This window comes from Bacillus sp. SG-1 (assembly GCF_000181495.1).
GTDB lineage: Bacteria > Bacillota > Bacilli > Bacillales > Bacillaceae_B > Rossellomorea.
Map to the genome: position 1 here is coordinate 26,882 of NZ_ABCF01000003.1, position 25,220 is coordinate 52,101.

The 25,220-nt window shown below is 43.9% G+C and carries 20 protein-coding genes, 2 pseudogenes and 1 riboswitch; of the genes and pseudogenes, 12 read left to right on the forward strand and 10 right to left on the reverse strand.

Annotated elements, in window-relative coordinates:
• Nucleotides 1-629 precede the first annotated feature (629 nt).
• Nucleotides 630-1,062 (forward strand): annotated as a pseudogene (locus tag BSG1_RS04735) (GNAT family N-acetyltransferase).
• 110 nt (nucleotides 1,063-1,172) lie between these two features.
• Here the strand turns inward: BSG1_RS04735 and BSG1_RS04740 are convergent.
• The 5 genes from BSG1_RS04740 to BSG1_RS04760 all read right to left on the reverse strand — a co-directional run bounded on the left by BSG1_RS04740 (nucleotide 1,173) and on the right by BSG1_RS04760 (nucleotide 6,237).
• Entirely contained in the window at nucleotides 1,173-1,739 is a 567-nt protein-coding gene (locus BSG1_RS04740; protein ID WP_006835760.1) for a hypothetical protein, read from the reverse strand.
• A gap of 6 nt (nucleotides 1,740-1,745) precedes the next feature.
• The gene (locus tag BSG1_RS04745) at nucleotides 1,746-3,467 is read right to left on the reverse strand and encodes a PQQ-dependent sugar dehydrogenase (protein ID WP_052302359.1); all 1,722 of its coding nucleotides are present in this window, start codon (nucleotides 3,465-3,467) and stop codon (nucleotides 1,746-1,748) included.
• Between the two features lie 81 nt (nucleotides 3,468-3,548).
• Nucleotides 3,549-4,295: a hypothetical protein gene (locus BSG1_RS04750; protein ID WP_006835762.1), complete on the reverse strand. Its 747-nt coding sequence runs from the start codon at nucleotides 4,293-4,295 to the stop codon at nucleotides 3,549-3,551.
• Between the two features lie 21 nt (nucleotides 4,296-4,316).
• Complete coding sequence (locus BSG1_RS04755; protein WP_006835763.1) at nucleotides 4,317-5,216, reverse strand: hypothetical protein; 900 nt, start codon at nucleotides 5,214-5,216, stop codon at nucleotides 4,317-4,319.
• Nucleotides 5,217-5,361: 145 nt separating this feature from the next.
• Nucleotides 5,362-6,237, reverse strand: coding sequence for a zinc-dependent metalloprotease (locus BSG1_RS04760; RefSeq protein ID WP_006835764.1), 876 nt, complete (start codon nucleotides 6,235-6,237; stop codon nucleotides 5,362-5,364).
• 290 nt (nucleotides 6,238-6,527) lie between these two features.
• Here BSG1_RS04760 and rlmD point away from each other — a divergent pair, with 290 nt between their 5' ends.
• The 5 genes and pseudogenes from rlmD to yhfH all read left to right on the forward strand — a co-directional run bounded on the left by rlmD (nucleotide 6,528) and on the right by yhfH (nucleotide 13,232).
• The gene (gene rlmD / locus BSG1_RS04765; RefSeq protein ID WP_006835765.1) at nucleotides 6,528-7,901 is read left to right on the forward strand and encodes a 23S rRNA (uracil(1939)-C(5))-methyltransferase RlmD; all 1,374 of its coding nucleotides are present in this window, start codon (nucleotides 6,528-6,530) and stop codon (nucleotides 7,899-7,901) included.
• A gap of 273 nt (nucleotides 7,902-8,174) precedes the next feature.
• Nucleotides 8,175-9,029 carry a hypothetical protein gene (locus tag BSG1_RS04770; protein ID WP_044022421.1) on the forward strand — a complete coding sequence of 285 codons (855 nt, stop codon included), beginning with the start codon at nucleotides 8,175-8,177 and terminating at the stop codon, nucleotides 9,027-9,029.
• 287 nt (nucleotides 9,030-9,316) lie between these two features.
• A pseudogene (locus BSG1_RS04780) lies at nucleotides 9,317-11,493 on the forward strand (malate synthase G).
• Between the two features lie 287 nt (nucleotides 11,494-11,780).
• A complete protein-coding gene (gene aceA / locus BSG1_RS04785) occupies nucleotides 11,781-13,070 on the forward strand; it encodes an isocitrate lyase (protein ID WP_006835769.1) in 1,290 nt (429 codons plus the stop codon).
• A gap of 33 nt (nucleotides 13,071-13,103) precedes the next feature.
• Nucleotides 13,104-13,232: a protein YhfH gene (yhfH, locus tag BSG1_RS20125; protein WP_083802838.1), complete on the forward strand. Its 129-nt coding sequence runs from the start codon at nucleotides 13,104-13,106 to the stop codon at nucleotides 13,230-13,232.
• Nucleotides 13,233-13,362: 130 nt separating this feature from the next.
• On the opposite strand, the gene BSG1_RS04790 is transcribed toward yhfH, so the two are convergent.
• Nucleotides 13,363-14,004 carry a YczE/YyaS/YitT family protein gene (locus tag BSG1_RS04790; RefSeq protein WP_006835771.1) on the reverse strand — a complete coding sequence of 214 codons (642 nt, stop codon included), beginning with the start codon at nucleotides 14,002-14,004 and terminating at the stop codon, nucleotides 13,363-13,365.
• Nucleotides 14,005-14,142: 138 nt separating this feature from the next.
• On the opposite strand from BSG1_RS04790, the gene BSG1_RS04795 reads away from it, so the two are divergent.
• The 6 genes from BSG1_RS04795 (at nucleotide 14,143) to BSG1_RS04820 (ending at nucleotide 22,678) form a co-directional block, all read left to right on the forward strand.
• A complete protein-coding gene (locus BSG1_RS04795; RefSeq protein ID WP_044022422.1) occupies nucleotides 14,143-15,375 on the forward strand; it encodes an MFS transporter in 1,233 nt (410 codons plus the stop codon).
• 267 nt (nucleotides 15,376-15,642) lie between these two features.
• Nucleotides 15,643-16,083 (forward strand): MarR family winged helix-turn-helix transcriptional regulator, encoded by a 441-nt coding sequence (locus BSG1_RS04800; protein ID WP_006835773.1) that lies wholly within the window; start codon nucleotides 15,643-15,645, stop codon nucleotides 16,081-16,083.
• Nucleotides 16,084-16,403: 320 nt separating this feature from the next.
• Complete coding sequence (locus BSG1_RS04805; protein WP_006835774.1) at nucleotides 16,404-18,443, forward strand: catalase; 2,040 nt, start codon at nucleotides 16,404-16,406, stop codon at nucleotides 18,441-18,443.
• A gap of 245 nt (nucleotides 18,444-18,688) precedes the next feature.
• On the forward strand, nucleotides 18,689-19,948 hold the full coding sequence (locus BSG1_RS04810) for a GntP family permease (RefSeq protein ID WP_044022447.1): 1,260 nt from the start codon (nucleotides 18,689-18,691) through the stop codon (nucleotides 19,946-19,948).
• Nucleotides 19,949-20,212: 264 nt separating this feature from the next.
• Nucleotides 20,213-20,542 (forward strand): hypothetical protein, encoded by a 330-nt coding sequence (locus tag BSG1_RS04815; RefSeq protein WP_044022423.1) that lies wholly within the window; start codon nucleotides 20,213-20,215, stop codon nucleotides 20,540-20,542.
• A gap of 822 nt (nucleotides 20,543-21,364) precedes the next feature.
• Nucleotides 21,365-21,466: riboswitch (SAM riboswitch) on the forward strand.
• 108 nt (nucleotides 21,467-21,574) lie between these two features.
• Nucleotides 21,575-22,678, forward strand: a complete 1,104-nt coding sequence (locus BSG1_RS04820; protein ID WP_044022424.1) for a 5-methyltetrahydropteroyltriglutamate--homocysteine S-methyltransferase — start codon at nucleotides 21,575-21,577, stop codon at nucleotides 22,676-22,678.
• Nucleotides 22,679-22,710: 32 nt separating this feature from the next.
• Here BSG1_RS04820 and BSG1_RS04825 read toward each other — a convergent pair whose 3' ends face one another.
• The 4 genes from BSG1_RS04825 to BSG1_RS04840 all read right to left on the reverse strand — a co-directional run bounded on the left by BSG1_RS04825 (nucleotide 22,711) and on the right by BSG1_RS04840 (nucleotide 25,161).
• Complete coding sequence (locus tag BSG1_RS04825) at nucleotides 22,711-22,953, reverse strand: hypothetical protein (RefSeq protein ID WP_044022425.1); 243 nt, start codon at nucleotides 22,951-22,953, stop codon at nucleotides 22,711-22,713.
• A 62-nt stretch (nucleotides 22,954-23,015) separates the two neighbouring features.
• Nucleotides 23,016-23,288 carry a hypothetical protein gene (locus tag BSG1_RS04830; RefSeq protein WP_006835779.1) on the reverse strand — a complete coding sequence of 91 codons (273 nt, stop codon included), beginning with the start codon at nucleotides 23,286-23,288 and terminating at the stop codon, nucleotides 23,016-23,018.
• Between the two features lie 544 nt (nucleotides 23,289-23,832).
• Complete coding sequence (locus tag BSG1_RS19720) at nucleotides 23,833-24,432, reverse strand: hypothetical protein (RefSeq protein WP_052302360.1); 600 nt, start codon at nucleotides 24,430-24,432, stop codon at nucleotides 23,833-23,835.
• Nucleotides 24,433-24,594: 162 nt separating this feature from the next.
• Nucleotides 24,595-25,161 (reverse strand): TetR/AcrR family transcriptional regulator, encoded by a 567-nt coding sequence (locus BSG1_RS04840; RefSeq protein WP_006835781.1) that lies wholly within the window; start codon nucleotides 25,159-25,161, stop codon nucleotides 24,595-24,597.
• Between the last annotated feature and the right edge of the window lie 59 nt (nucleotides 25,162-25,220).

Here is a 25,220-nt window from a genome sequence, read left to right on the forward strand (position 1 = left end):
TGTAAAAGGGGGATGTTGTTTTTAATAAACAGCGCTGTCTGATTTCCGCTCCAGGTGCACGACTCCGCGGGGCGGGCGGTGAGCCTCCTCGGCTGCGCCTGCGGGGTCTCACCTGTCCCGCTAATCCCGCAGGAGGTCGCACACCTTCCGCTCCAATCTATCGTTACTTATATATTCACTGAACCCTCGTTATAACTTAAACGTGATGACTTGAATGATGAGGTTCCAGAGTACCTATTTTGGGGGAATAAGGGAGCGGGTATAAAAAAATTCGGTTATTCTGCATTTAATCTTGAATAACAACATCATTAACTAATAAAGCCTAATAATAGATCTCAGTTAAACAGGGCTGTTGTTTTCACCAAGGCACACACTTTCCAAGGGGGGGTAATTTCCGGTATTTTGGTTTTTTTCAATCTTAAGCAAAAAAACAACATTAAGATTTAACAGAGCTAATACTTAAATAACAGAATATGGTATAATTAGCTTGCCTGATGAAGGCAATTTTTGTTAAGGGAGGCGTTCATTATGACAATCAGTTTTGAAGTGAACATGTATAAACACAAGGGGATCACGCCTCATTAACAAAGATTTTGAAGCGTTCCCCACAATTGAAAGGGGAAAATAAGATGAATGTAAGAATAGAAGAAATTAATTCAGGTAACTGGTATGAGTGCTGTCAGCTGGAATTAACAAACGAACAAGCGGAGTACATGGAATCGAATGCCGTTTCCATTGCCCAGACGAACATTAAAACCGTATGCCATCTATTTCAATGAAAAGGTCGCTGGGTTCCTGATGTTCAACTCTGTGAAGGAAGAGCTGGGCGGATACTGGATCTATAGAATTATGGTGGATAAGGCGTTGCAAGGCAGAGGAATAGGAAAAGAAGCTACAAAAATAATGATCAAGGAAATGGCCAAGCTGCCCGATGCAGAGAAGATCATCGTCGGTTATCACCCTGATAACAAGGGGGCGCATCACCTTTATGCAAGTCTGGGATTCGTCGATAACGGAAATCGGTTTGGAAGGGAAATGGCGGTAATCTACTATCTGAAATAACAAAATCTGGACGGTTCTTCTAAAGAGGGCCGTTTTTTTATTTTGAGAGCGCTGGGAGAAAATCGGGAAAAAGGACGTTCAATTTTAAAATGAGACGTCCTTTTATATGACTATAAAATTCTTTTAAATATCCTAAAAAACCAAATGGATGCCTCTGTCCAGACCCAGCTGTATATCATGGAAAAAAGGGCTATGAGTATGACCGCCAGCCATTGGAAATCTGATGATATGCCTGGTCCAAGCAATGGGAAGTCGAAACCATAAAGAATGATGACAATGCCTCCGAATAAAGCACAGCCTCCGGAGAAAATAATCATTAAGCGGTTTTTAAACTTATGAAACGCCAAGCCGGTCACAATCCCCAATATTCCTGTAGTGAAGGTGAATATGACGACTTCGCTAGGCTGCCAAATCATGAGTACGCCAATGGCTGCCAGATAGGAAATGGCTCCATAGCCGGGAGAAATGACAGCCGCCAGGATCATGGGTGCTGTGGCCAGGGGGCTGACCAGGTAGCCGGGCCCTGGAAAGAAACCGCCTGCCGATTGGAATATGGCTGCAAGAGCACTAAGGATGCCAAGGGTAATCAGCACTCTCAGCCTGGAAGAGTTCATGGAGAAACGGTGCTGCAGGGCCTGTGCATCAGTGGAAGTATTTTGTAAAAAGTGTTTTAGCATCAGCAGCTACCCTTTGACAATGCGCCAGAGTGAACCGGTTTTGGGTTTAGGATCCTTTTGGTCCATCCTGCCAAAATCGACGACGTATAAGTGCCTGCCGTCCCTGCCGAACTTTGCTTGAATGGGACGGAGAGGTCCTTTTTCACTTTTCTCGCCCTTATGGTTTACAAAAAAGTCTCTGATCTGTCCGGTCTTCACATCCACCCTCACAACTTTATATCCCGGAGATTCTCCGTACGAACCAGCTCCGCCTCCGCCGAATTGGCCCAAGAAAATTTCTCCCTCGTATCCAAATTGGGGACTGGTGGAGAAGTCAAATTTATGTGATGCGGTATGGGGACTGAATCGGACCACGGGCTGGCTGGCAAGGGGAGGATGCTGTTTCAATAGAAAAGCAGGCTTCGGTTTATCTTTTACATGAAAGTGTTCCAGAGTGACCGGCAATCCGCTGTAGAAATCCGGCCAACCGTGCCAACCGGCAGAAGTGACCTCCCACAGATTATCCCAGTCACCATAAACCTGACGGCTGCCTCTGGCATCGGCCCCGTTATCAGATAGATAGAGTTTTCCGTTGAAAGGTGAGAATACGAGTCCAAACGGGTTACGGAAGCCATCGGCGATCATTTGAAGATTACTGCCATCCGGACTGCAGGAATAAAGCACTCCATTGGCCATCAGCTCGCCCTGCAGTACTTCGCCATCTTGAGCAGCCTCTCCAAAAGGCTTGAAGGCTCCAGTGACAGCCAAATCATCTTTTTCTGACAGCGGGTTGGAAGAGATAAAGTTCCTGCCATTCAATGTGTAGTTTCTTGAAGGAGTTTCGTGAAATGTAGGGTGCATCTTCAGCCAGCGTTTATTATCAGTTCCGACGACGCCTGAGTTTGTCGCGGTTCCTACCGTGAAGTAAAGCTTCTTGTCAGGCCCCATGATGACATCCCCGGTAAAATGATCACCGCAAGTCTTCAGCCCATCCACAATGACCTTTCTGCTGCCGTCAGGGGAAACTCTGATAATTCGTCCACAGCCTGCTCCAGGATAACCGGCAATCGCTCCTTCCGCTGCGTACAAATATCCATCCGCCCACGTGATTCCGGTTAGCGGTCCTTTAAATCCTTTTGCAAAGACATTGCCCTTACCCTCCGGAGGTACCTTAAGAATTCGTCCTTCCCCGGGCGGAGAACCATAGGCATATCCTGACTCAGCTATATAAATCGAGCCATCCTCATCAAAGGTGATGCAAGTGGGATAGGTTAAGCCGGAGGCCACCTTCTCCAGCTTATATCCGTCCTGAAGTGTATACTCTTTTTCTTTCTTCTTTTTCTCTTTCTTTAAGGAATCTTTTAATTGAATCAACAGGTCCACCTGCTCCGTCTGGCCGGCAATCAAGGTCCGGAAATTCTGGTCTGAACTGGCACCTGGAAGAAAATAAGCAGGATAACTGAAATACTCCTGAAGCAGCTGATATTCCCTTAAATAAAGTTCATCCACGGTTTCCTCGAAGGATTGATATTGAATATCAAGCTGCGGTAGATTTCTGAGACCTCCTTGAAAAAGCGTGATATTTTTAATGATTTCGAGTTGGGCCGCCTGTTTTTGATACATGTCCACCAATTGTCCGGCCAGCTCGGGATATGGATTTTGCTCATACAAATGTCCGTATAGATAAAGGTTCACAAACTCCCATACATACTCTTTTTCAAGCATCCTATTTGGAATATATCCGTTCACAGAAAAAGCCTCCTTTTTACATACCGTCATTCATAAGGTATTCGGCTAGGAGGCGATTTATTTTTCTTTTGTTTTCAAGGTTTACCAAGAGTCTATAATAAACGGATGATTCTCCATATCCGCCTTATAATCAACCCGCGTGTCTCTGTCGACTTCGATGCATTCGAGAAAATCATTCCTCTTGAGATTTGCAATCATCTCCTTGGTTCCGCCAAACAGGGTGAAGTCGATGTCAGGGTCGGTATACAGGCACCAATCTTTAGCTTCATTCCACCAATAAGTAGGCGACCCGATATGTTGGTCACTATCGTATAAATGAATAACGTCATCAAGGCTTCCATAGTAAAGGAATCCTTTACTGTGGTCTTCCCGGTAAAAGGGAATAGCCAGCAAATCATATTGAAAGCAGCATTTTCCCGAAGTGAACGACTGTAATACTGGGCTAATTTCTTCCACTGTCTTCCTCTCCATAGTACCTGCATGTGGAAAGATCATATACCTCGGGACCTGGTTTCCAAGTATGTGGCTGATGGTATGGCTGCTGAATTCTTTCGTGTACTGAAGGTTGAAATTCTGCGCCAGTTCTTTAAAGCTGATCGGCTCTGCCGACTCAAACGCCGGGTCCTCGTCGGGATCACATTGGCTCCATAACAGTTCCTTATCTTTGATTTCATGATCAAGGTAAAAGGGGTGCATAATCTTGCAATAATGACTGAATCTGTGAGGGATAAAGTTCAATACACGGCTGCCTTTCCATTTGTCAAAATCGCCGGGTTCTGTCTCATCGATTATCCATTGAAATGCCGAAAATTCTTTTAGCTTTTTCATCTCAGAATCTCCTCCTGAATTTTATTCTTTCGGCAGCACCATAAAGTTATCTCCGTTGATCTTAATCGTAACCTGCTCGTCAGGATGCCCTTTGATAATCATCTTTTTGCCAATCATCTCAGGGGCAGAGGGCGAGACGTTCGAGATAGTTCCTTCTATATAATGTGGTTCTGAATGTTGAATGGCGGCATCAATGTTGAAATAGGGTTCGTATCTGCGGAAGTTTATCTTGAAGCCTTGTGAAGCATGATCAACGGTGAAAAAGGTGTAATCATTCCAATTGTCATGCTGAATGAGGGGTTCCACCCACTGTTCTTCTGCATAATGGATTGAATTGCTCCGTTCTGTTGGCTCGCCTGTTTCCAGGTCATACTCCTGTACGTAACGGAACTCACATCCTCTATCCAGCCCGCAGCCTGGATACTCATAAGTAACTTCAATGGCCGGTTCTCTCTTACCGCCCATAGCTGCATTCATTTCGTTTGAGTAAGGAGGGATGAAGGAGCTGTCTTGAATGAGGATTGTCCCTTTTATGCTATCTTGCAGATTTGCCTCGTTCTCAGCAAAAGCCTTTGTTATTCCTTGAGGGAAAAGCTGCTTCATCGCTCTTTTATTTGAGATGTCCATATGTACTTCAAACAGCAAATTTAAAAAGAGGAAGGAAGCGACAATATAAAGGAACGTTTTAATCACTATGTATCTGGGTGTGAAGAGGAGCCTCTTTGCCAGCATAGCATTGACGATAGGGACAGCAATGAACATCACCAGCGGCAGGCCGAAAAAAGATCCGATGATCATCGTGTTTGAGTAAGGCTCCATGGGATGCTGTGGATCAAGCAGTACAAAGATTCCGTAGTACACCCACATATAAACTGTAGCGGCAAAGAAAAACAACAGTTCTCTTCCTATTCGTTTTTTCATGTATTTCCCCCAGTGAAAGATTAGTCTATGAATATACAATTATTGTAACAATATAGAACCGTCGGTTAATTTTTCCTGCTGTTTTTTAAAAAAGTCATAAAGAAACCTCCCCACATAATAGTGAGGAGGTTGATAGATTGAGAGATTAGTTACCGTACCAAGTCTTATGAGCTTGGATTTCGTCATCATGTTCTTGATGCCAGTAGTCCACTTGATAAGAATAATCGTAATTCATGATACACTTGATTCCGCTGCCTTGCGGGTCATGTCCCAATCCATAGTTATGGGAAAATTCATGCTGTGCTGCATACGAAGTGTTTTGAGCTCCCTGGTCAAGGTTGACGCTGATGGCACTTCCGCTTGGATCTGAAGAATATACATAAGCGATTCCTCCAGAATTAAAGTTCGCATCTTTTGTAAAGCCTGCCACGAAATCATAGCCTCGTCCATTCCAATCGCGCTCTAGATCCTGCAGGATTTCAACCGCATCATTTCCTTGTGAAGACCACTCTGCAAATGCTTGGATTTTGAAATCGATTCCGTGATCACGCATGAATGCATCATCTGCTTTTTCTACTATATTTTGAGTCAGTGTCTGCCAATCGGGATTAGCGGCGCGATATTCTTCATCAACTGCTACGAGGACGGTCACAGTCCGGTCGGCTGATGTGGAAGTGTCCCCAGATCCGGAACCAGAATCACCGCCATTGCCGAACAAGCCGAACAATTCGGATGATTCCTTGTCACTTTTCTTTTCCTTTTTATCTTTGGATTTTTTGATTTTCTTATCTTTCTTCTTTTTGCCCTTTTCATCCAACACTTCTGCAACGGAGCTTTGTTCCACAAAAGATGGTGAGTCAAACTCTTGTTTTCCTTGATGCTTGGACTTGGGAAGTGCGTGCCCGATGTGAGCTGAATCTTTCTGATGGTCGAACGCATCTTGTGAAGAAGCGGATGGCAGGCTAGGAAAAACAGCCAGGGATAAAGCTAACGACAGTGTAATAAATTTCTTTTTCTTCAATTCTATTTCCTCCCAAATTGTTCTAGTATGTATAACCCTCTATTAAACTATCATATATAAATCTTTTTTTCGGGAGGCACAAAGAATCATTTCTGAAAGACTGCTATGAAAAAAGCCTTATTTTCTGTTAAGAATGGATTGCAGGCGTGTTAAAACCTTGTAAATCCATGTTCCCTAGTAAGAAGAGTGGTTATAAAAATTACCAGTCGTACCGCCTTACAGCTTTTCGCAATATCTCCGCCGTTTGTGGTACAATCAGTTACGACAAAATGAGCGAAGGAAGTAATACGATGAGCAAAAGAGCACCCGTTAAGAAAAACGATTATATAGAGGATGCCTACTTTGAGGACCTGACCCACGACGGGAACGGTGTCACAAAAGTCGACGGCTATCCATTGTTTGTACCGAATGCCCTTCCTGGTGAAAGAGGAAAAGTCAAAGTCGTGAAGGCGAGCAAAAACTATGGCTTCGGCAAACTGATCGAGATCCATGAGGAAAGCGAGTACCGCCAGGAGCCCCCGTGCCCGATTTACCATCAATGCGGCGGCTGTCAGGTTCAGCATATTTCCTATGAAGGCCAGCTGAAGGCAAAAGAAAAGCATGTACGCGACGTCATGGCCAGAATCGGCAAGCTTCCGGATGTCCCGGTTCACCCGACACTCGGCATGGAAAACCCGTGGAGATACCGCAACAAAGCAGCTGTCCCGGTCGGTGAAAGAGAAGGTGGTCTTGTTGCCGGCTTCTATCAGCAGCGCAGCCATGAAATCATCGATATGGAACGATGCGTCATCCAGCATGAAAAAAATGATGAGATTGTCCAGAAGGTAAAAGAGATCTGCCAGAAATACGGCATTCGCCCATATAATGAAGAAAAGCATCGCGGAACACTAAGGCACATCATGACCCGATATGGATACCAAACGGGTGAAGTCATGGTCGTGCTGGTGACCCGGACAGCCGACCTTCCAAATAAAAATCAAATCGTTGATGAAATTGTCAGCTCAATCGAAGGCGTTAAATCTGTCATTCAAAACGTGAATTCAAAACGAACGAACGTCATCATGGGAGACGAAACCAACGTCCTGTGGGGAGAAGAAGTCATCTATGACTATATCGGGGATGTAAAATTCGCAATCTCGGCACGCTCTTTCTATCAGGTGAATCCTGAACAGACCCGCGTACTATATGAAAAAGCCCTGGAGTATGCCGACCTGAGCGGAGATGAAAATGTCATCGATGCTTACTGCGGTATCGGAACGATTTCCCTGTTCCTCGCTCAAAAGGCAAAGAAGGTATACGGAGTTGAAATCGTCCCGCAGGCGATTGAGGATGCGAAGAAAAACGCGGAATTGAACGGCTTTACCAACACAGAATTTGAAGCAGGCCCGGCAGAAGTGGTCATCCCAAGATGGTATGATGAAGGAATCAAAGCGGATGTCCTTGTCGTCGATCCGCCGCGAAAGGGCTGTGATGAAGCGCTATTGAACACCATCCTTGAAATGAAACCGCGGAAGGTTGTTTATGTATCCTGTAATCCGGCCACGTTGGCACGTGATTTGCAAGTGCTAGAGGATGGCGGGTACAGGACGCTTGAAGTGCAGCCTGTTGATATGTTCCCGCAGACTATGCATGTGGAGTGTGTAGCACAACTTGTATTAAAATAATATCTTTTCATTCGGTCCAGTCATTATCTGGGCCGTTTTTTTCTGGTGATGTTTCCAAAATATAAGGAGTGTAGAGTGCGGTGGATTTGAATAAAACCTTTATTTTACCTCGTCATAAATTGTGTTGTCAATAATAAATTTGTAATTATTTCTAGAAAATGTTATAATCTTCTTTAAGTTGTTTTTTAGCGTACGTTTTAAGAAAAATTCAAACAGTTTTGTGAGCTTTTAAGGTAGTAGTACCCGAGTGATAATACAAGGAGGACTAGTATATTGAATTTAATCAATAAGAAAGTTACACATAAGCGGTTTGGCATGGGAAGTATCGTGAAACAGAATGATTCTATCGTTGAAATAAATTTCGCAACGGACAATAAAAAGTTTGTTTACCCCGATGTATTTGGTGAGCATCTAGAGCTTCATGATGCAAGTATTGCTCATTCACTCCACCAAATTATTCAAGAAAAGGTATTGGAACAAAAAGAAGAAGAGATGAAAAAGGAAGAGGAAATAAAGCTTCAGCGAAAGTATCAGGAGCTTCGCTTGGGACATGAAAAACTTATGAGAAATCATAAACTACATCCTGAATCCCAAATGGTTTTCTGGTGTGACGCAGAAGAGCAGAATAGCTCCCTTTCAGAGTGGAAGATTTTTTCAGGGGAAATAAAAAGCGGTAATAACAAAGGGAAGCCAAACAAGCCCATCCGCTTGCACCAAAACAGTGCTGTCCTGCTGACGGCAGTAGAACCCGGCAGGCCTGAAGAAGACAGACGAATCTTGGGTGTCTATATGGTGAAAGATGGATTTATCGGGAAGCTTTGTGAAGATGGATATATCCCTGCTCATTCAGAATACAGATTGCAGCTGACTGAACAGGAATCGGATCAGATGCTTTTCTGGAACTATTACGTAAATGAAAAGTTTCCGCAGAAACAGACGTGGAATACAGGGAAGTACCGTTATTTTGATAATTCATGGATGGCTCAAATCCTGCGTGATATCGTTGCTTTGAAAAACGACACGAGGGAACAAGAGCAGGCGCAGCAATTCTTTGATCATCATTGCAAAATGAATCAACTAATTGAGCAAGATTTACCGAAGCCTAATGGCTCATTAATGCGTGCTTAGAGGGTTTGCGATATTGCGGTACAAAGATTAAATGACGAAATAGAAGTCCGGGAATCTAAAAAGATCCCCGGACTTTTTTCTGATTTATGGACAGCTTTCTAAGAGGTTCTGCTTTATACACTACCTCTTCGTCCCATAGCACCAATTACCAATACATAAGAAACAAGGACCCTATCCATCTGGCAACAAGAAAATATTGTATATAAACCTTACCTGTTATACAATAGTTAGTAACAAAATCAATACTGTTTTAGTACAGTGTTATATATCACAAAGGAGGAAATAGGATGGATCGCTATGTTTCTTGTGGGAATTTAAAAGTGGAGAACCTGTTTTATGATTTTATTAATTCTGAAGTGCTGCCAGGATTAGGAGTCCAAGATTTTTGGGACAAATTTGAAAGACTTATAGAGGAACTTACGCCTGAGAATAAGGCTCTTTTAAAACAGCGCGACGACATACAAAATCGGCTGAATGAGTGTGGTATCGAAAATATGTCTCATTTGATACAAAGAAATATAAATCCTTTTTAAAGGAAATTGATTACTTGGAAGATGAAGTAGAAGACTTTGTCATTAGCACAGAAAATGTGGATGAGGAGGTCGCTCTACAGGCAGGACCGCAATTGGTGGTGCCTGTGAATAATGCGCGTTATGCGATTAACGCCGCAAACGCCAGGTGGGGAAGTCTGTACGATGCGCTTTATGGAACAGATGCCATTTCAGAAGATGGCGGTTGTGAACGGAGCCGATCTTACAATCCAAAGCGGGGAGAAAAGGTTATCGCATTTGCCAAGCAATTTCTCGATGATACCATTCCTCTTACAGACGGATCGCATAAAGAAGTCATTCAATACCGTATTGCCGTGAACAAGCTTCAGGCTCATCTGGAGGATGGAAGAATCGTTGAGTTAATGGATCCTTTAAAGGTAGTGGGATACAGCGGAATTCCGGAAGATCCAAGCGGAGTGCTTTTTAAAAATAACAACCTCCATTTTGAAATCCAACTGGATCGCGGACATCCTATTGGAAAGAGGGACAATGCTGGTGTAAAAGACATTGTCATGGAGTCTGCAGTAACCACAATCATGGATTGTGAAGATTCTGTTGCTGCAGTGGATGCTGAAGATAAGGTTGAGGTATACCGGAACTGGCTCGGATTAATGACCGGGACGTTAACGGCAACTTTTAAAAAGGGAGGCAAAACGGTTACCCGCTCCCTGAACCCGGACTTGACGTATACTTCCCTGTCAGGGAGTATGTTTTCTTTGCGTGGCCGCTCTCTTCTTTTTGTGAGGAATGTAGGACACTTAATGACGACCAACGTCGTGCTGGACAGCAATGGCGAGGAGATACCAGAAGGAATCTTGGATGGTGTCATCACTAGTTTAATAGCGAAGCATGAACTCCTTCAAGAGGGCGGCTTTAAAAATTCCTCAAAAGGGTCCGTCTATATTGTAAAACCGAAAATGCATGGCTCAAAAGAGGTGGGGTTTGCTGATAAGCTCTTCAATCGTATTGAAGATATGCTGGGACTCGAACGGTATACATTGAAAATTGGTGTCATGGATGAGGAAAGGCGAACATCCCTCAATCTGAAAAATTGTATAAACGAAGTGAAGAACCGGGTTGTTTTCATCAACACAGGCTTTCTGGATCGTACAGGTGATGAGATTCATACATCCATGGAAGCTGGAATCATGTGCCGCAAAAATGATATGAAGACAACAAGCTGGCTGCAAGCATATGAACGTGCCAATGTGGCTGCTGGTCTGGCAGCAGGGCTAAAAGGAAAAGCTCAGATCGGAAAAGGGATGTGGGCCATGCCGGATCGGATGGCGGAGATGCTGCAGCAAAAAATCGGACACCTCAAAACAGGGGCCAATACAGCTTGGGTTCCATCTCCAACGGCAGCTACCTTGCATGCACTTCACTATCATGAAGTGAATGTGGCGGAGATACAACAAGGGCTGGAGAAAGGTTCCCATAATAATCATGATGACATGCTGGTGCTCCCTGTTGTGGAAAAACCAACATGGTCAAAGGAAGAAATTCAGCAGGAGCTTGATAACAATATCCAAGGCATCCTCGGGTATGTTGTACGCTGGGTGAACCAAGGAATAGGCTGTTCAAAAGTGCCGGATATCAATAATATAGGGCTTATGGAAGACCGGGCGACGCTGCGCATATCAAGTCAGCATGTGGCCAACTGGCTGCACCACGGAGTTTGCACTTATGAACAAGTGAAAGAGACCTTAGAGCGCATGGCCAAAGTCGTCGATGAGCAAAACGAAGGTGATCCGGATTATCAGCGAATGTCTCCGGATTACGAGTGTTCGGCGGCTTTTCAAGCAGCTTCGGATTTAATCTTTGAGGGTTATCAACAGCCAAATGGATACACTGAGCCGATTTTGCATAAGCGCCGGCTTGAAGTCAAAGGGAATGCGGGGAAGTTAGTTAATTGAGGATGAGATAATACATTAAAAAACTACACTTGAAACAGGGTGTAGTTTTTTTGGTGGGTTAGTTGCTATAAAAAAAGTGAACACATTTCTAACTAAAGAATATGTTTCTGTTCTATAACAGGTTATTGGTATCAAGTTGCTAAAACAGAAGCTTTTTTGCTCGTATTAATATTAAAAAAATATTTTCAGAATTTTTTAATAATCTGTTGCACAACAGAAAGACGTTGTTATATAATAATACCAGATAAGTTAATTCTGTATTAGTACAGTGACTGGAGGATGGGAGAATGACGAACGAAACGGTAAATAATGAGGCAAAGGCACTTAGAGAAGATTGGGAGATGAATCCGAGATGGAATGGGGTAGAGCGTCCTTACTCACCCCAAGATGTGTTACGGCTGCGGGGATCTTTAAAAGTTGAACATACTTTAGCTCAAAAGGGATCCGAGAAGTTGTGGAAACTGATCAATGAAGAACCTTTTGTAAATGCCTTGGGTGCGTTAACGGGAGGGCAGGCCGTTCAGCAGGTGAAAGCCGGACTGAAAGCCATCTATCTAAGCGGCTGGCAGGTAGCAGCTGATGCAAACGTTGCGGGCCAGATGTATCCGGACCAAAGCTTGTATCCAGTGAACTCTGTTCCGCAAGTAGTGAAACGCATTAATAATTCTTTAATACGCGCAGATCAAATTCAACACATGGAAGGCGAAGGCGATATCGATTACTTCGCACCAATTGTAGCCGATGCGGAAGCAGGGTTTGGCGGGCAGTTAAATGTATTTGAGTTGATGAAAAGCATGATCGAAGCAGGAGCCTCTGGAGTTCACTTTGAGGATCAATTGGCATCAGAGAAGAAATGCGGTCATTTAGGAGGGAAAGTTTTACTTCCAACGCAAACAGCCGTTAAAAATCTTATTTCAGCCCGTCTTGCCGCTGATGTATCCGGGGTGCCAACTGTCTTGGTTGCACGAACGGATGCGGATGCCGCCGATTTAATCACCAGCGATATCGACCCGGCAGATGCTACATTTATTACGGGTGAAAGAACACCAGAAGGATTCTTCCGCACTAGGTCGGGAATTCAGCAAGCCATTGCACGCGGTCTGGCTTATGCTCCATATGCCGATCTAATCTGGTGTGAAACATCCAAGCCGTGTCTCGAGGAAGCGAGAACCTTTGCGGAGGCCATTCATGAAAAGTTCCCAGGCAAGCTGCTGGCTTATAACTGTTCACCATCCTTCAACTGGGAAGCCAATCTAGATAAAGAAACCATCGAAACGTTCCAAGTCGAACTCGGTAAAATGGGCTACAAGTTCCAATTTGTTACGCTTGCCGGCTTCCACGCACTGAATTATGGAATGTTTGAACTCGCACGCGGGTATAAAACGCGCGGTATGGGTGCCTATTCCGAACTGCAGCAATCAGAGTTTGCCGCTGAAAAACATGGATACACGGCAACTAGACATCAACGAGAAGTCGGAACGGGATACTTTGACGAGGTCACACAAGTCATCACAGGAGGCACATCCTCTACCACAGCTTTAAAAGGCTCGACTGAAACAGCTCAGTTTCAAAGTTGAATTTTATTAAAAAATATATCGGAGGGATTCAGAATGAACGTACAGAAGGCTGCAAAGAAAGGTTCAAAGGAATGCAGTGATTGCGGAAAAACTATCGATAACAGCCAATTCGCTTATTTTAACCAATGTGAAAAATGCTTACGAAATGCGGATCACTTATAAGCTAAAGGGACGGATTACGATAAAATACCAATGAAGTTACGCCAAGAGAAAAACAAATAGATTTTAGGCAAGATAAAAATGCCCAATGTCCTGTTCTGACAGGAGTTGGGCATTTTTTTTTCCTATCAATCTATGTTGTAAAGAATTCATCTTTTTGCTTCTTAGGCTGTGAAAGCACTTCGATCCACCGTGTACAAACTTTATAAGAGTATTGGAAAATCGGACTCTGGATGAAGGTATAAAGGAAGGTGAAAATGAAGACAGGGCCGCCCAGCAGCCATGCAGCAATCAGCACACTGCTCTCAACCATGATCCGGACGCTGCTTATTGAAAATCCGAGCTTATCTGATAGCGAAAGCATGAATCCATCTCTTGGACCCGAGCCTATCCTTGATGCATTATACATCCCGCCGCCAAACCCCATGATGACAATGCCTGTAAGGAGGACGAGAATGTCTAATGGAAGGGAAGAGGGCTGTGGGAGAATATTGAGCCAGAGAAAACCGTCTACCATGATACCGACCAGGACGGCATTTAGAAACGTGCCGATATTGATGTATCGGCGGTCGATGGCCAGGGACACAAGCACAAGAAGGATGCCGACGGTGATATTCCATGTCCCTACCGTAAATCCGAATTTTTCATGAAGGGCAAGATTCAAAACATCCCACGGGTGGATCCCCAAATGTTTCACTTTAATGGCGACGGCTATGCCGTAACTGAAAAGGATCAGCCCAAGTATGAAAAAAGAAAACCGTATCCAGAGTTTCATCACATCACTACTTTCGCGTATATACTCTCACAAGTTTAACGTATGAATTCCACAGAGGAAAGATGTTTCCCTTATCGTTTCTACTCCCGATTAAAAACCATATATATAGAGTAAAAGACTTCCAGGAGTAGATGCGCATTGAACAAGCAGGACAGTAAATTCAGATGGGTGATATTTGCCACTGTGTTGTTTACCTATTTATTGATGTCGAGCCAGCGGACTGCTCCCGGCTTGATTACGGATCAATTAATGAGTGATTTTGGCGTAACCGCTTCAACGATTGGGCTGGTGGCAAGCATTCAATTCTTTGTCTACACCGGACTGCAGATCCCGATGGGGGTGATGGCAGACCGTTACGGACCGAATGTTTTGCTTATCGCCGGTACGGCACTCACTGGAATGGGGACGATCATCTATAGTTTGGGCACACATGAATTTGTCCTGTTCTTTGCCCGGATTCTAACAGGGATAGGGGATGCGACAATCTGGGTGAACATGGTGCTGATCCTGAGCCTGCGGTTTAATGAAAAAGAATTCACCCGGTTAATCGGTGTTGCCGGCATGACGGGAAGCCTTGGATTCCTGCTGGCCACAGTCCCATTCTCGACCGTGATCGTCCTGCTCGGCTGGCGCGGGGCATTTTTATCTGCCGGGGTCCTTTTGTGTTTATGCAGCATCTTGCTTTTTACTGTACTAGTAAAAAAATCAGAACCATCGGTGTCGGTGAAAAATAAAGGGAAGCATGAAAAGCTGTCGGTATTATTGCGAAGGATATTTTCAAGTCGGCAGGCATGGGCATTATTCTTGTGCCATTTTGGAATTGTCGGAGGGTATATAGGGTTCATTGGTTCATGGGCAGTCCCCTATGCGATGGATATCTATGGTTTGACGCGGGTAGGAGCAAGTAAACTCATCATGGTCAGTCTGTTGGGAGCCCTGATTGGAGCCCCTCTGATCGGCTGGATTTCAAGTTTTCTGCAGGATATCAAGCGGACTTATATCGTGTTTCACATCACAGTATTTTTATGCTGGTCAGCCTTTCTTTTATTTAAGGGTCATCCTTCATTCTTCATGCTTGTCCTCTTATTCTTTATCATTGGCTTCGGGTTCGGCTCCAACTCCTTAACATTTGCACTCGTTCGGCAAACGTTCCCCATAACGGAATCCGGAATGGTCACCGGGTTTGCGAACACGGGCGGGTTCTTAAGTGCTGTATTGCTGCCGGGCATTTTTGGGTTTATATTGGATCATTCAGCAAGCGGCGGATACTACTACGGCTTCATTACTCCTGTGGTCTTTTCCTTGTTTGGCATAGTCGGAGTAATTATTGTGAAAGAAAAGAGTAGGGTTGGAGGACGTTTGCAGGGGTAAAGGGGCTTTCTTTTTTGTTGGCTGGTTGGGATTTGTAGTGAATCGGAGGTTTATCGGCGATTCTATGAATTTATCAGCGATTTTGGGAGTTTATCGGCGATTTTCCGGATTTATCAGCGATTTTTACAAAAATATCGGCCATTCTCAAATTTTATCAGCGATTCAGTAAAAATTCCCGGTCCCGATTTCCGCACGGCTGGGCATAGAGTACAAGTTACAGTAGAATAATAAGAAGTAACATTAGACAAGGTAAAAGGGGCACGTGCAATGAGTAAAAAGGATTATCAGTTGGACGAATCCATCGGCTACAAATTATTTCACGCTTCAAGATTGATGAACAGCAGGTTAAATCAAAACTTCCGCCTCCATGAATACTCGATAACGTATGAACAATGGCAGGTCCTCAGCCGGTTGTATGAAGAAGATGGAATCACACAAAATCAATTGGCCAATAGCATCGAGAGAGACCAGGCTAGCATATCACGTCTGATTGATAATATGATCAAAAAAGAATTAGTGACGCGTGTACCAGACGACACCGACAAGCGCATTAAGCGTATTTACTTGACAGAAGAAAGCAAAAAAATCCAGAGAGACCTCGAAGATTTGGCATTTAAGACCATATCACAGGCGACCCGTAACATGAGTGAAAAAGAATTAGAGATATGCCTGAAGATGCTCGATCAAATACGGAGCAATCTCAAATAAGCAGCAAGCTGGTGGATTAGGCACTATATCCGCGGGTTTGTTGTTTTTTTTTGACGGAGGCTGTTATTGGATCAAGGGATGGAAGGGGTAGCGGACCTTTAACGCTGTAAATGGGCCAATGAGAGAGGCGCTTTTCCCGCACTTTTTTGTTATTGATGACCTTTCAGAAACTGCCACCTAGGCAACCGGACAGGCACGATGTCCCGGTTATTTTTAAAAGTAAACCAGCCTGCATCAACATCAGAAAACACCTAGTTCTAATTTCCGGAAAACAAGTCATATGTATGTAAATGGATAGAACAAACAGGGTGGGTGAATGCATGGATAAGTCATCAAGAGACAATAAGAAAAATGAGCAGCTTGATCAGTATCGAATTAAAAATACGGGGAAAAAGATTACGACCAATGAAGGGCTTAAGGTTGCCAATAATGATGCGACATTGAAAGCGGGAGAACGCGGCCCTGTACTCATGCAGGATTTTCATTTTTTTCAGAAACAGATGCACTTTGATACAGAACGCATTCCAGAGAGGGTCGTTCATGCAAGAGGTTTTGGTGTGCACGGGGAATTTGAAGCGTATAAGTCGATGAAGAAGTATACCAAAGCGGGGTTCTTGCAGGAAGCCGGGAAGAAGACTCCTGTGTTTGCCCGCTTTTCTACTGTGCAGGGAGGCAGGGGATCCAAGGACACCGCCCGGGATATACGCGGGTTTGCGGTCAAATTTTATACAGATGAAGGAAACTACGATATATTAGGGCTTCAATTTCCGATTTTCGTCCTTCATGATGCCTTTAAGTTTGTCGATTCACAGCATGCCTTGAAGCCTGAACCGCATAATGATATGCCGACAGCGTCTGCGGCACATGATAATTTCTGGGACTTTGTTGCGAATAACCAGGAATCTGCCCATTTTGTGATGTGGGCGATGTCAGACAGGGCGCTGCCAAGGAGTTACCGGATGATGGAAGGTTTCGCGATTAATACCTTCCGTTTTGTCAACGAAGAGGGGCAAGCAGCCTTTGTGCGATTTCATTGGAAACCAATACTCGGAGTCCATTCCCTGCTGATGGAGGAAGCGCAATTGATTGGCGGGATCGATCCGGATTATCATAGGCGCGATTTGCGAAATGCCATTGAACGCGGAGCTTATCCTGTATTTGAATTGGGCGTGCAGATGATTGCTGAAGAGGATGAATTCAAGTTCGACTTTGATGTGTTGGATCCTACTAAAGTGTGGCCGGAAGAAGTGATCCCGGTAGACATCATCGGAAAAATGACCTTGAATAGAAATGTTGATAATTTTTTTGCGGAGACAGAACAGGTCGCTTTTGATGTGACCAATCTGGTTCCGGGCATCGATTTCACAGATGACCCGATTCTGCAAGGAAGAACCTTCACCTATAAAATCACCCAGATGCACCGGCTCGGCAGTTCAAACTATCAAGAGATTCCGATTAATCAATCGCTCTGCCCTTTTCATAATAATCAGCGGGATGGCGTGAAAAGGCACCGGATTGACGTTGACCAAGTAAACTATTACGAAAATTCAATAGCCAATAATACACCGGGACCGACACCTCCTGAAGCAGGTGGATATCTCCATTATCCGGAACAAGTTAAAGGGCGCAAGGTGAAGGAAAGAAGCGACTCTTTCAAGGATGTTTTTTCGCATGCCAGACTTTTCTGGAACAGTATGTCGCCGGTCGAAAAACAGCATATCATTGAGGCGTTCAGCTTCGAACTTGCTAATGTAAAAAGCGTCTCTGTACGCCAGCAAGTCGTAGATATGTTTGTCAACGTGGACAAAGAGATGGCGGCTGCCATTGCGGATAATGCAGGGGTGAAACCTCCTCAAGGTGACCATGTCCCTGTTACCGCGGCCTCGCCTGCACTAAGCCAGGCGAATACTCGTTATTACCCCAACTCATTAACCGTTGGCATTTTGATTGGCGATGGATTTGATGGCAAAGAGGTTAAGAGGGTCGTTGATTACTTGAAGGAGCAGGGCGTCTTCGTTGAGATTGTCAGCGAAAAGCTTGGAACAGTTGTCGGTACAGATGGTATAAAACTGAAAGTCACAAAAACATTCCTGACGACGCACAATGTACTTCTGGATGCTCTCTATATCGTCGGAGGACGTGCAGATAACCAGGCTGCCTTTAACCAATACATCACAGAGTTCATCCATGGCGCTTACAAACACTACAAACCGCTGGGATTTGCCGCAAGTGGACAGCCGTATCTTCAATACTCAGCGCATAACAATCTCGCAGGTGTGGTGTTTGCTGCCAATAATTCGGATTTTGAAAAAGAGTTTGTGTCGGCGATTGCTGCCCGGCGTTTTTGGAATAGAACGTAAGAGGTAGAATTCTAATAGAAAAATTCAGAGGCAAGGTGCTGCCCCGTGGTGGGATGAGGGGACAGCACCTTGTCCCGTTTTTTTATTTTGGGGGTATGACGTTCCTTCCATCCCTTGGGCCTGAAAATATCAAGGAAGGAATTATAGTATGTCCTGTCGAAAAATGTTAATTGATAACAAATTCCGGAAATGTAGAGGATACTATGAATATCCTTTTCCTGTTGTAAAAAAAGGCGGTGGTCATAATAGATTTACAAGTTAGCATGTGGGGAGTCTTCCTTGCGATGGCCCTTACCATCATCTTGATTTTCAGAAAAATAAACCCGGCATATGCCATGATGGCGGGGGCTTGTATGGGGGGACTAACCGGCGGGCTGGATTTAACAGTCACGGTCGACTATATGATCGGCGGTGCGCAGCTGCTGACTCCGGCAGTGTTACGGATTTTGGCGGCCGGTGTATTAGTCGGTGTGTTGATTGAGTCCGGTGCAGCCAACGTGATAGCCAACACCATCGTAACAAAGCTTGGTGAAACAAGAGCATTATTAGCGATTACGTTATCATCATTGGTTTTAACGGCAGTCGGAGTATTCATTGCTGCCGCTATTTTAACGGTGGCGCCCATTGCTTTGATGATTGCCAAGCGGACTGGGGTATCCCGTTTAAGTATTTTAATAGCAGTGATTTGCGGGGGGAGGGCCGGCAATGCTATATCCCCCAACCCAAGTACGATTGCTGCTGCCGAAGGATTTTCTCTGCCTTTGACAAACGTCATGGCCGCTGGAATTGGACCGGCTGTCGTGGGAGCAGGGGTTACATACTTGATTGCCAAAAGAGTGAATAAAAAAGGTTCGCAGGTTACCGAAGTTGAGAAGGTGAAAGTAGATAAAAAAGACGAGCCTTCCTTTTTGGGAGCGATTTCCGGTCCGCTATTCACGATTTTTTTGCTTTCCCTGCAACCGTTAGCCGGCATCAAAATCGATTCTTTAGTGGCCTTGCCGGCCGGAGGGTTATTTGGTCTGCTCATGATGGGGAAAATGAAAGAGTTCAAGTTTCATATTTCCAGCGGTCTGCACAAGATGTCCGGCATAGCCATTGTCATCCTTGGAACAGGGACGTTAGCGGGCATAATCGTCCATTCCTCCTTAAATGACATTATTTTGAGCGGGTTAAATCTATTTCATTTGCCTGTTTCTTTTATCGCGCCTTTTTCCGGAGCGTTTATGTCGATGGCAACGGCATCCGCAACTTCATCATCTGCAATTTCGAGTAATGTGTTTGGGGATATGTTATTGGAGAATGGAGTCGCAGCCTTGGCAAGTGCCGCCATGATTAATGCGGGAGCTGTCGGGTTTGACTTTTTGCCTCATGGCCCTCTGTTTCATATTTCACGAGAGAGTCTATTCATGGATATGAAAGAACGACTCAAAGCACTTCCATATGAATTCTTAATTGCTGTTTTAATGGTGATCGTTTCTATGATTATGTTTGGAGGCTTATTTTAACGGGGCAGGTATCTTGTCCCGTTCCCTTTTGGAAAGGGGGCGGAATTTGTCGAAACAATGTTGCTGACAAGATTGATAGATTATGTAAAAATTAACTTGCGCCCTCCTAAATTATTCCACTTCTTTTCTTCCCTTTGAATGCAAGGAACCCCTTTAAAGTAATATGCCGCCGTTTTTTCTATCTTAACTTCCCATTCTGTTTAGAGATTGCTTTATATCTTTTTTTGCTGTATAGACATTTACAAATTTTAAGGAGGATGATTAATGAGTCACGAAATGTTAGGACGGAACAAAGCAGGAGAAGAAATTGCTTATGCACGTTTCAGTATGAGGAATTACAATGCTTTTATCCTGTATGATTTACTGGACGCCCAAGTTTTCAATGCAGGGGTCAGCGGATCGGGCAATAGCTCAACTTTCTCAAATCTGCAAATGGAAAAGGCCTTAAATGCGTGGAAAAGGTTATACGGAAATAATGATTCTGTGTCCGCAAACGGAGCGGAAAACTGGGACCGCAAGCAAATCAACAATTTTATACTAAGCTGTTTTAAAACCGCGCAAAAAGAAGGGAGCGTGAATGTATCATTCTTTTAAATTTTCTTCTTTTTTCCTTCACTGTATTCTTCTAAGAAATACCTCCATTAGTTTCTTTACTTCAAAAAAAAACATTTTAACATTTTAAGGGGAGAGTACCATGGCTTTGTAAATGTTGCTGTAAGTGCTGTTTTGGCGCAGGGCGTCATTTAGAGTGAATGTGTAAAGCCCTGAGGTGCGCCCGCGCGGTGCGTCATTTTGTGTGAATTGGTTGAATGACACCTGGCGGTCCGTCCGCGCGGTAGGTCATTTTGTGTGAATTGGTTGAATGACACCCCGCGCTCTGTCCGCGCGGTGTGTCATTTTGTGAGAATTGGTCGAATGACACCCGGCGGTCCGTCCGCGCGGTAGGTCATTTTGTGAGAATTGGTCGAATGACACCCGGCGGTCCGTCCGCGCGGTAGGTCATTTTGTGAGAATTGGTCGAATGACACCCTGCGCCTCGTCCGCGCGGTAGGTCATTTTGTGAGAATTGGTCGAATGACACCCTGCGCCTCGTTTGCGCGGTGTGTCATTTTGTGAGAATTGGTTGAATGACACCCTGCGCCTCGTCCGCGCGGTGCGTCATTTTGTATGAATTGAACGAATGACACCCCGCGCCTCGTCCGCGCGGTAGGTCATTTTGTGTGAATTGGTCGAATGACACCCCGCGCTCCGCCCGCGCGGTGCATCATTTGTATTACCAACCCGTTCAGGCGCACTTCCTCATCCAGGACGGTGCACTCACCCTTTTTGAGTTGAAAGAAAATTTAAATTTTTTAGTTGACATTCTTTTCCTATTTGTTTTATAGTGAATTTACCAATTTAATAAATTCCAAATTTTTCTTATCCAGAGAGGTGGAGGGACTGGCCCTTTGATACCTCGGCAGCAGACTTTTATAAGTACTGTGCCAATTCCAGTAGCGTAATGCTAGAAGATAAGAAGAGAAGGTCAATTCTATGTGTTTATTAACCCCTCTTCTTATATGCAGAAGAGGGGTTTTTATTATTTTTTCAGGAAGTTTAAATCTTTTAAATAAGGAAGGGATTAACATGACAAAAACATTAATTAAAGCGCCGTTCAGAGCAGATCACGTAGGAAGTTTATTGCGCCCTGAAAGGATTCACCGGGCAAGAAAAGAGTTTCAGGAAAGGGCCATTTCCTCGCAGGAATTGCATGAAATTGAAACAGAAGAGATTAAGAGAATTGTTGACAAGCAGATTGAAGTCGGGTTGAAAGCTGTAACAGATGGGGAGTTCCGCCGCAGGTTCTGGCATACGGATTTTCTTGAACATTTAAATGGGGTGGAGGGCTATATACCGGATCATGGCTTCCAGTTTAAAGGAGAGGAAACAGAAAGATACGATGTGCGTGTTACTGGTAAAGTTTCCTTTAATCCGGACCATCCGCACATAAAAGATTTTATTGAATTCAAAGAGATTGTCGGAGACCGCGCGATTGCGAAACAAACGATTCCTAGTCCGAATCAATTGTTCAACGCCGGCATCCGCAACCTCGAAATTTATCCGGACATTGATGAATATGCGAGTGATGTGATTCAAACGTATCGTGATGCCATTCAAGCTTTTTATGATGCAGGCTGCCGTTACTTACAATTGGATGATGTCTATATCGCGGGCCTTAATGCACCGAAAATTCCTTTTAATGATAGCGGCTATTCCCGTGAAGAGTTAATTGATCTGGCGTTGCATGTGGTGAACAGCGTGTTGGAAGATAAACCGGAAGACCTGATTGTCACAACTCACATGTGCAGGGGCAACTACCGGTCAAAATGGGCATTTGAAGGCAGTTACGCCAAAATCGCCCCAACCTTATTTGCAAAAGAAAAAGTAAACGGATTTTTCCTGGAGTACGATGATGACCGTTCCGGCGATTTCAAACCATTGGAATACATACCGAATGGGGGCCCTCAGGTTGTGCTTGGCTTGTTCACTTCCAAGCATGGTGAATTAGAAGAAAAGGAAAACATCAAAGCGCGTGTGGAGGAAGCGACACAATATGTACCATTGGAGCAGCTGTGTATCAGCCCGCAATGCGGGTTTGCCTCCACTCACCATGGAAATATATTAACTGAGGAAGAGCAATGGGAGAAGCTGAAGTATATTGTTGATGTTTCCAAGGAGATTTGGAGCTAAAAAATAAATAAGGGACAGGCAATGTCTGTCCCTTATTCAAGAAAGCCCCAGCCTGGCGGGAATCCGATATACGAAGATGCCTTCACTCCAATCATCGTTTCGCCGTTATGTTCATAACGCTCGAGGTTTGAAGCAATGACGATTTTTTCTCCTCTTGCACCGTACACTTCTTTAACTGCGTCAGACTGAATTTCCGGATTGAACTCAACCGATATAGAGTATAATTTGTCTTCCTCCCGTTCGATTTCTAAGGTGAAATTGCCTTGTTCATCCACTTCCACTAACTGTTCAAAGACCGGAACTTTATCAGGCTCTACTGTACCATTGGAAATCCCTCTTAAGGATGCATCCTTGGGATATTTCTTAACTGGACCTTTAGGACGCTTCCTTGATGTAATTCAGGGTATCCCATCAACGTAATGTGAGTTCCCTCATAGTCAACGTCTCCGTTGAGAAGAACACTCACAGGATCGTTCCCTGTATTGGTAGGACGGGGTTCAGCATTGGTGGAGACAGCTGTCTTACCGGCGGAATCCCCGCTTAAACTCCACTCTACTCGGCAGCCGCTTAAAAGCAGCAAAAGAATCAGTAATACACATACTCTGATCATAGTGCAATCCTATTCTCCTATCTCTAATATTAGGGTTCAAAACATACAAGAACTCCTGCTATATTCATTCTATAATATGGATAAAAATCCCTGCGCTGAGCAGGTAGATATACTGCTTTCTCCTGGGTTCTTGATCATTAAGCGATGAGAGTATTGGTTATTCAGTGAAATGGTTTTGAATTATGAACATTTTAGAAAAGAGAATGTGTGGGAATACATTTAAGTAGGGTGTACTGCTGAACGTGGTCATGAACAGAAAGAGGGTATAAGTGATATCGAATTGTATCAGTAGGCATGAAGAGATAGATGCTGTTGATGACTTTGTACTCCTTGGAAGGTAATGATTTTAATCTATTGTTAATTGCAGTAGGGAAGTTAGGATTACTATCCTTGTTTATCAGCAGAATTCTTTCAAATGAGAAACTTCATTTTCAGCAAATAGATAGGGGAAAGTCATATGGAGGGCTGTAACCTGAACAGATGGACTTGTTTACATAAGATTACAAACTTAATACATTAAAGTTATTGGTTTTCCAAAGTACGATTAACGTCTTTCTATTTTACTCTCATGCTTAATGGAACGCACTGCAAGTGTATCAATGACAGCCTGTTGATCTTTAAGAGTTTCTTTAATCTCAGCTGATGTATCATCGATGTGTTTCTCAATTTTTTCAAAGTAAGGTCCAAGTGCGTTAATAAGGTTATCTTTTAACTGCTCTTGACCAACTTTCAATTGGTCTTGACCATCTTTTAACTGAACTTGAGCATTTTTCAAATGATCTTGACCAACTTTCAATTGTTCTTGAACATCTTTCAATTGGTCTTGCCCATCTTTTAACTGATCTTGAGCATCTTTCAAATGATTTTGACCAACTTTTAACTGATCTTGAGCGTCTTTTAACCGATCTTGCCCATCTTTTAATTCTTTCACATCTTTAACCAAGCCAGTAAACTGTTGGTCCATGTTGTCAAAGCGTTGATCCATGTTGTTAAAACGTTGGTCCACCTTTGTGGAGCGCTGGTCCATAGTGTCAAAACGTTGATCAACCTTTTCAAAGCGCTGCTCCATGTTTTCGAAACGTTGGTCCACTTGATCAAAACGATCGTTCATTTGTTTCATGAATTGCTTAAATAATTCTTCCATCAGTATCCCTCCTTTCATTTTCTTATAGTATACCATGATAGATAAAAAAGCTGGTATTAAAACTTCCAATGTTTTTCCATCAATCTAGGTCTTGAAACTAGAGGGGACAGGTTTATTTTTCCTGGTTTATTGTGGCTGGGAACCCGACCTGCCCACCGGCGTTTACCGCATATTCGACAATCCTTTATTAATAAAATTATGGAGAATTTCCGCCATTTCTTTCGGCGTTTTGTTCTGGCCGTTTTCGAGCCAGTTTTTGATGACATAGATGCTGCCGCTTACGAGGAAGAGGTTGATATATTCAGAGGTTTCCTGATCCATCTTATTGTCGGTGATCCAGTTATTGAAAATGAATTGCTGGGTGATGAGCATGCCTTTTTTATGAAAGTGGATGTCGCCGTTTTCGCTTAGGAGAATTTGGCAGACGCTGCTTTTTTCTGCGATGAACTCAAACAGTTTTTCGGTCATCTGCAATGCTTCATCTTCTTTTGAAAAATTATACTGGCCCAGTGCGGCCACTAATTCTTCAATGAAATCTTCCTCGATTAAATTGAGGAGCTCGTACTGATTGGAGAAATGAGCATAGTAGGTGGAACGGTTGATGTCCGCCCGCTCGCAGATTTCTTTGATGGTGATGCTGGAAATGGGCTTTGTCTGCAGCAAAGCCATCAAACTCTCCTTTAATACCATCCTCGTGTATTGTTTTCTTCTGTCCATTTTTGAGTTCATGATCCTTAATTCTTTCCTTTACAATGGCTGTTTTCTATAGACTATATTTACTGAAATTC

Coding starts and splice junctions, on each gene's coding strand:
- BSG1_RS19720 (WP_052302360.1), bottom strand. CDS start 24,432: ATGGAAGAATTATTTAAGCAATTCATGAAACAAATGAACGATCGTTTT.
- BSG1_RS04820 (WP_044022424.1), top strand. CDS start 21,575: ATGACAAAAACATTAATTAAAGCGCCGTTCAGAGCAGATCACGTAGGA.
- BSG1_RS04800 (WP_006835773.1), top strand. CDS start 15,643: ATGAGTAAAAAGGATTATCAGTTGGACGAATCCATCGGCTACAAATTA.
- BSG1_RS04815 (WP_044022423.1), top strand. CDS start 20,213: ATGAGTCACGAAATGTTAGGACGGAACAAAGCAGGAGAAGAAATTGCT.
- BSG1_RS04805 (WP_006835774.1), top strand. CDS start 16,404: ATGGATAAGTCATCAAGAGACAATAAGAAAAATGAGCAGCTTGATCAG.
- aceA (WP_006835769.1), top strand. CDS start 11,781: ATGACGAACGAAACGGTAAATAATGAGGCAAAGGCACTTAGAGAAGAT.
- BSG1_RS04840 (WP_006835781.1), bottom strand. CDS start 25,161: ATGAACTCAAAAATGGACAGAAGAAAACAATACACGAGGATGGTATTA.
- BSG1_RS04790 (WP_006835771.1), bottom strand. CDS start 14,004: ATGAAACTCTGGATACGGTTTTCTTTTTTCATACTTGGGCTGATCCTT.
- BSG1_RS04750 (WP_006835762.1), bottom strand. CDS start 4,295: ATGAAAAAGCTAAAAGAATTTTCGGCATTTCAATGGATAATCGATGAG.
- BSG1_RS04830 (WP_006835779.1), bottom strand. CDS start 23,288: ATGATCAGAGTATGTGTATTACTGATTCTTTTGCTGCTTTTAAGCGGC.
- yhfH (WP_083802838.1), top strand. CDS start 13,104: ATGAACGTACAGAAGGCTGCAAAGAAAGGTTCAAAGGAATGCAGTGAT.
- rlmD (WP_006835765.1), top strand. CDS start 6,528: ATGAGCAAAAGAGCACCCGTTAAGAAAAACGATTATATAGAGGATGCC.
- BSG1_RS04755 (WP_006835763.1), bottom strand. CDS start 5,216: ATGAAAAAACGAATAGGAAGAGAACTGTTGTTTTTCTTTGCCGCTACA.
- BSG1_RS04740 (WP_006835760.1), bottom strand. CDS start 1,739: ATGCTAAAACACTTTTTACAAAATACTTCCACTGATGCACAGGCCCTG.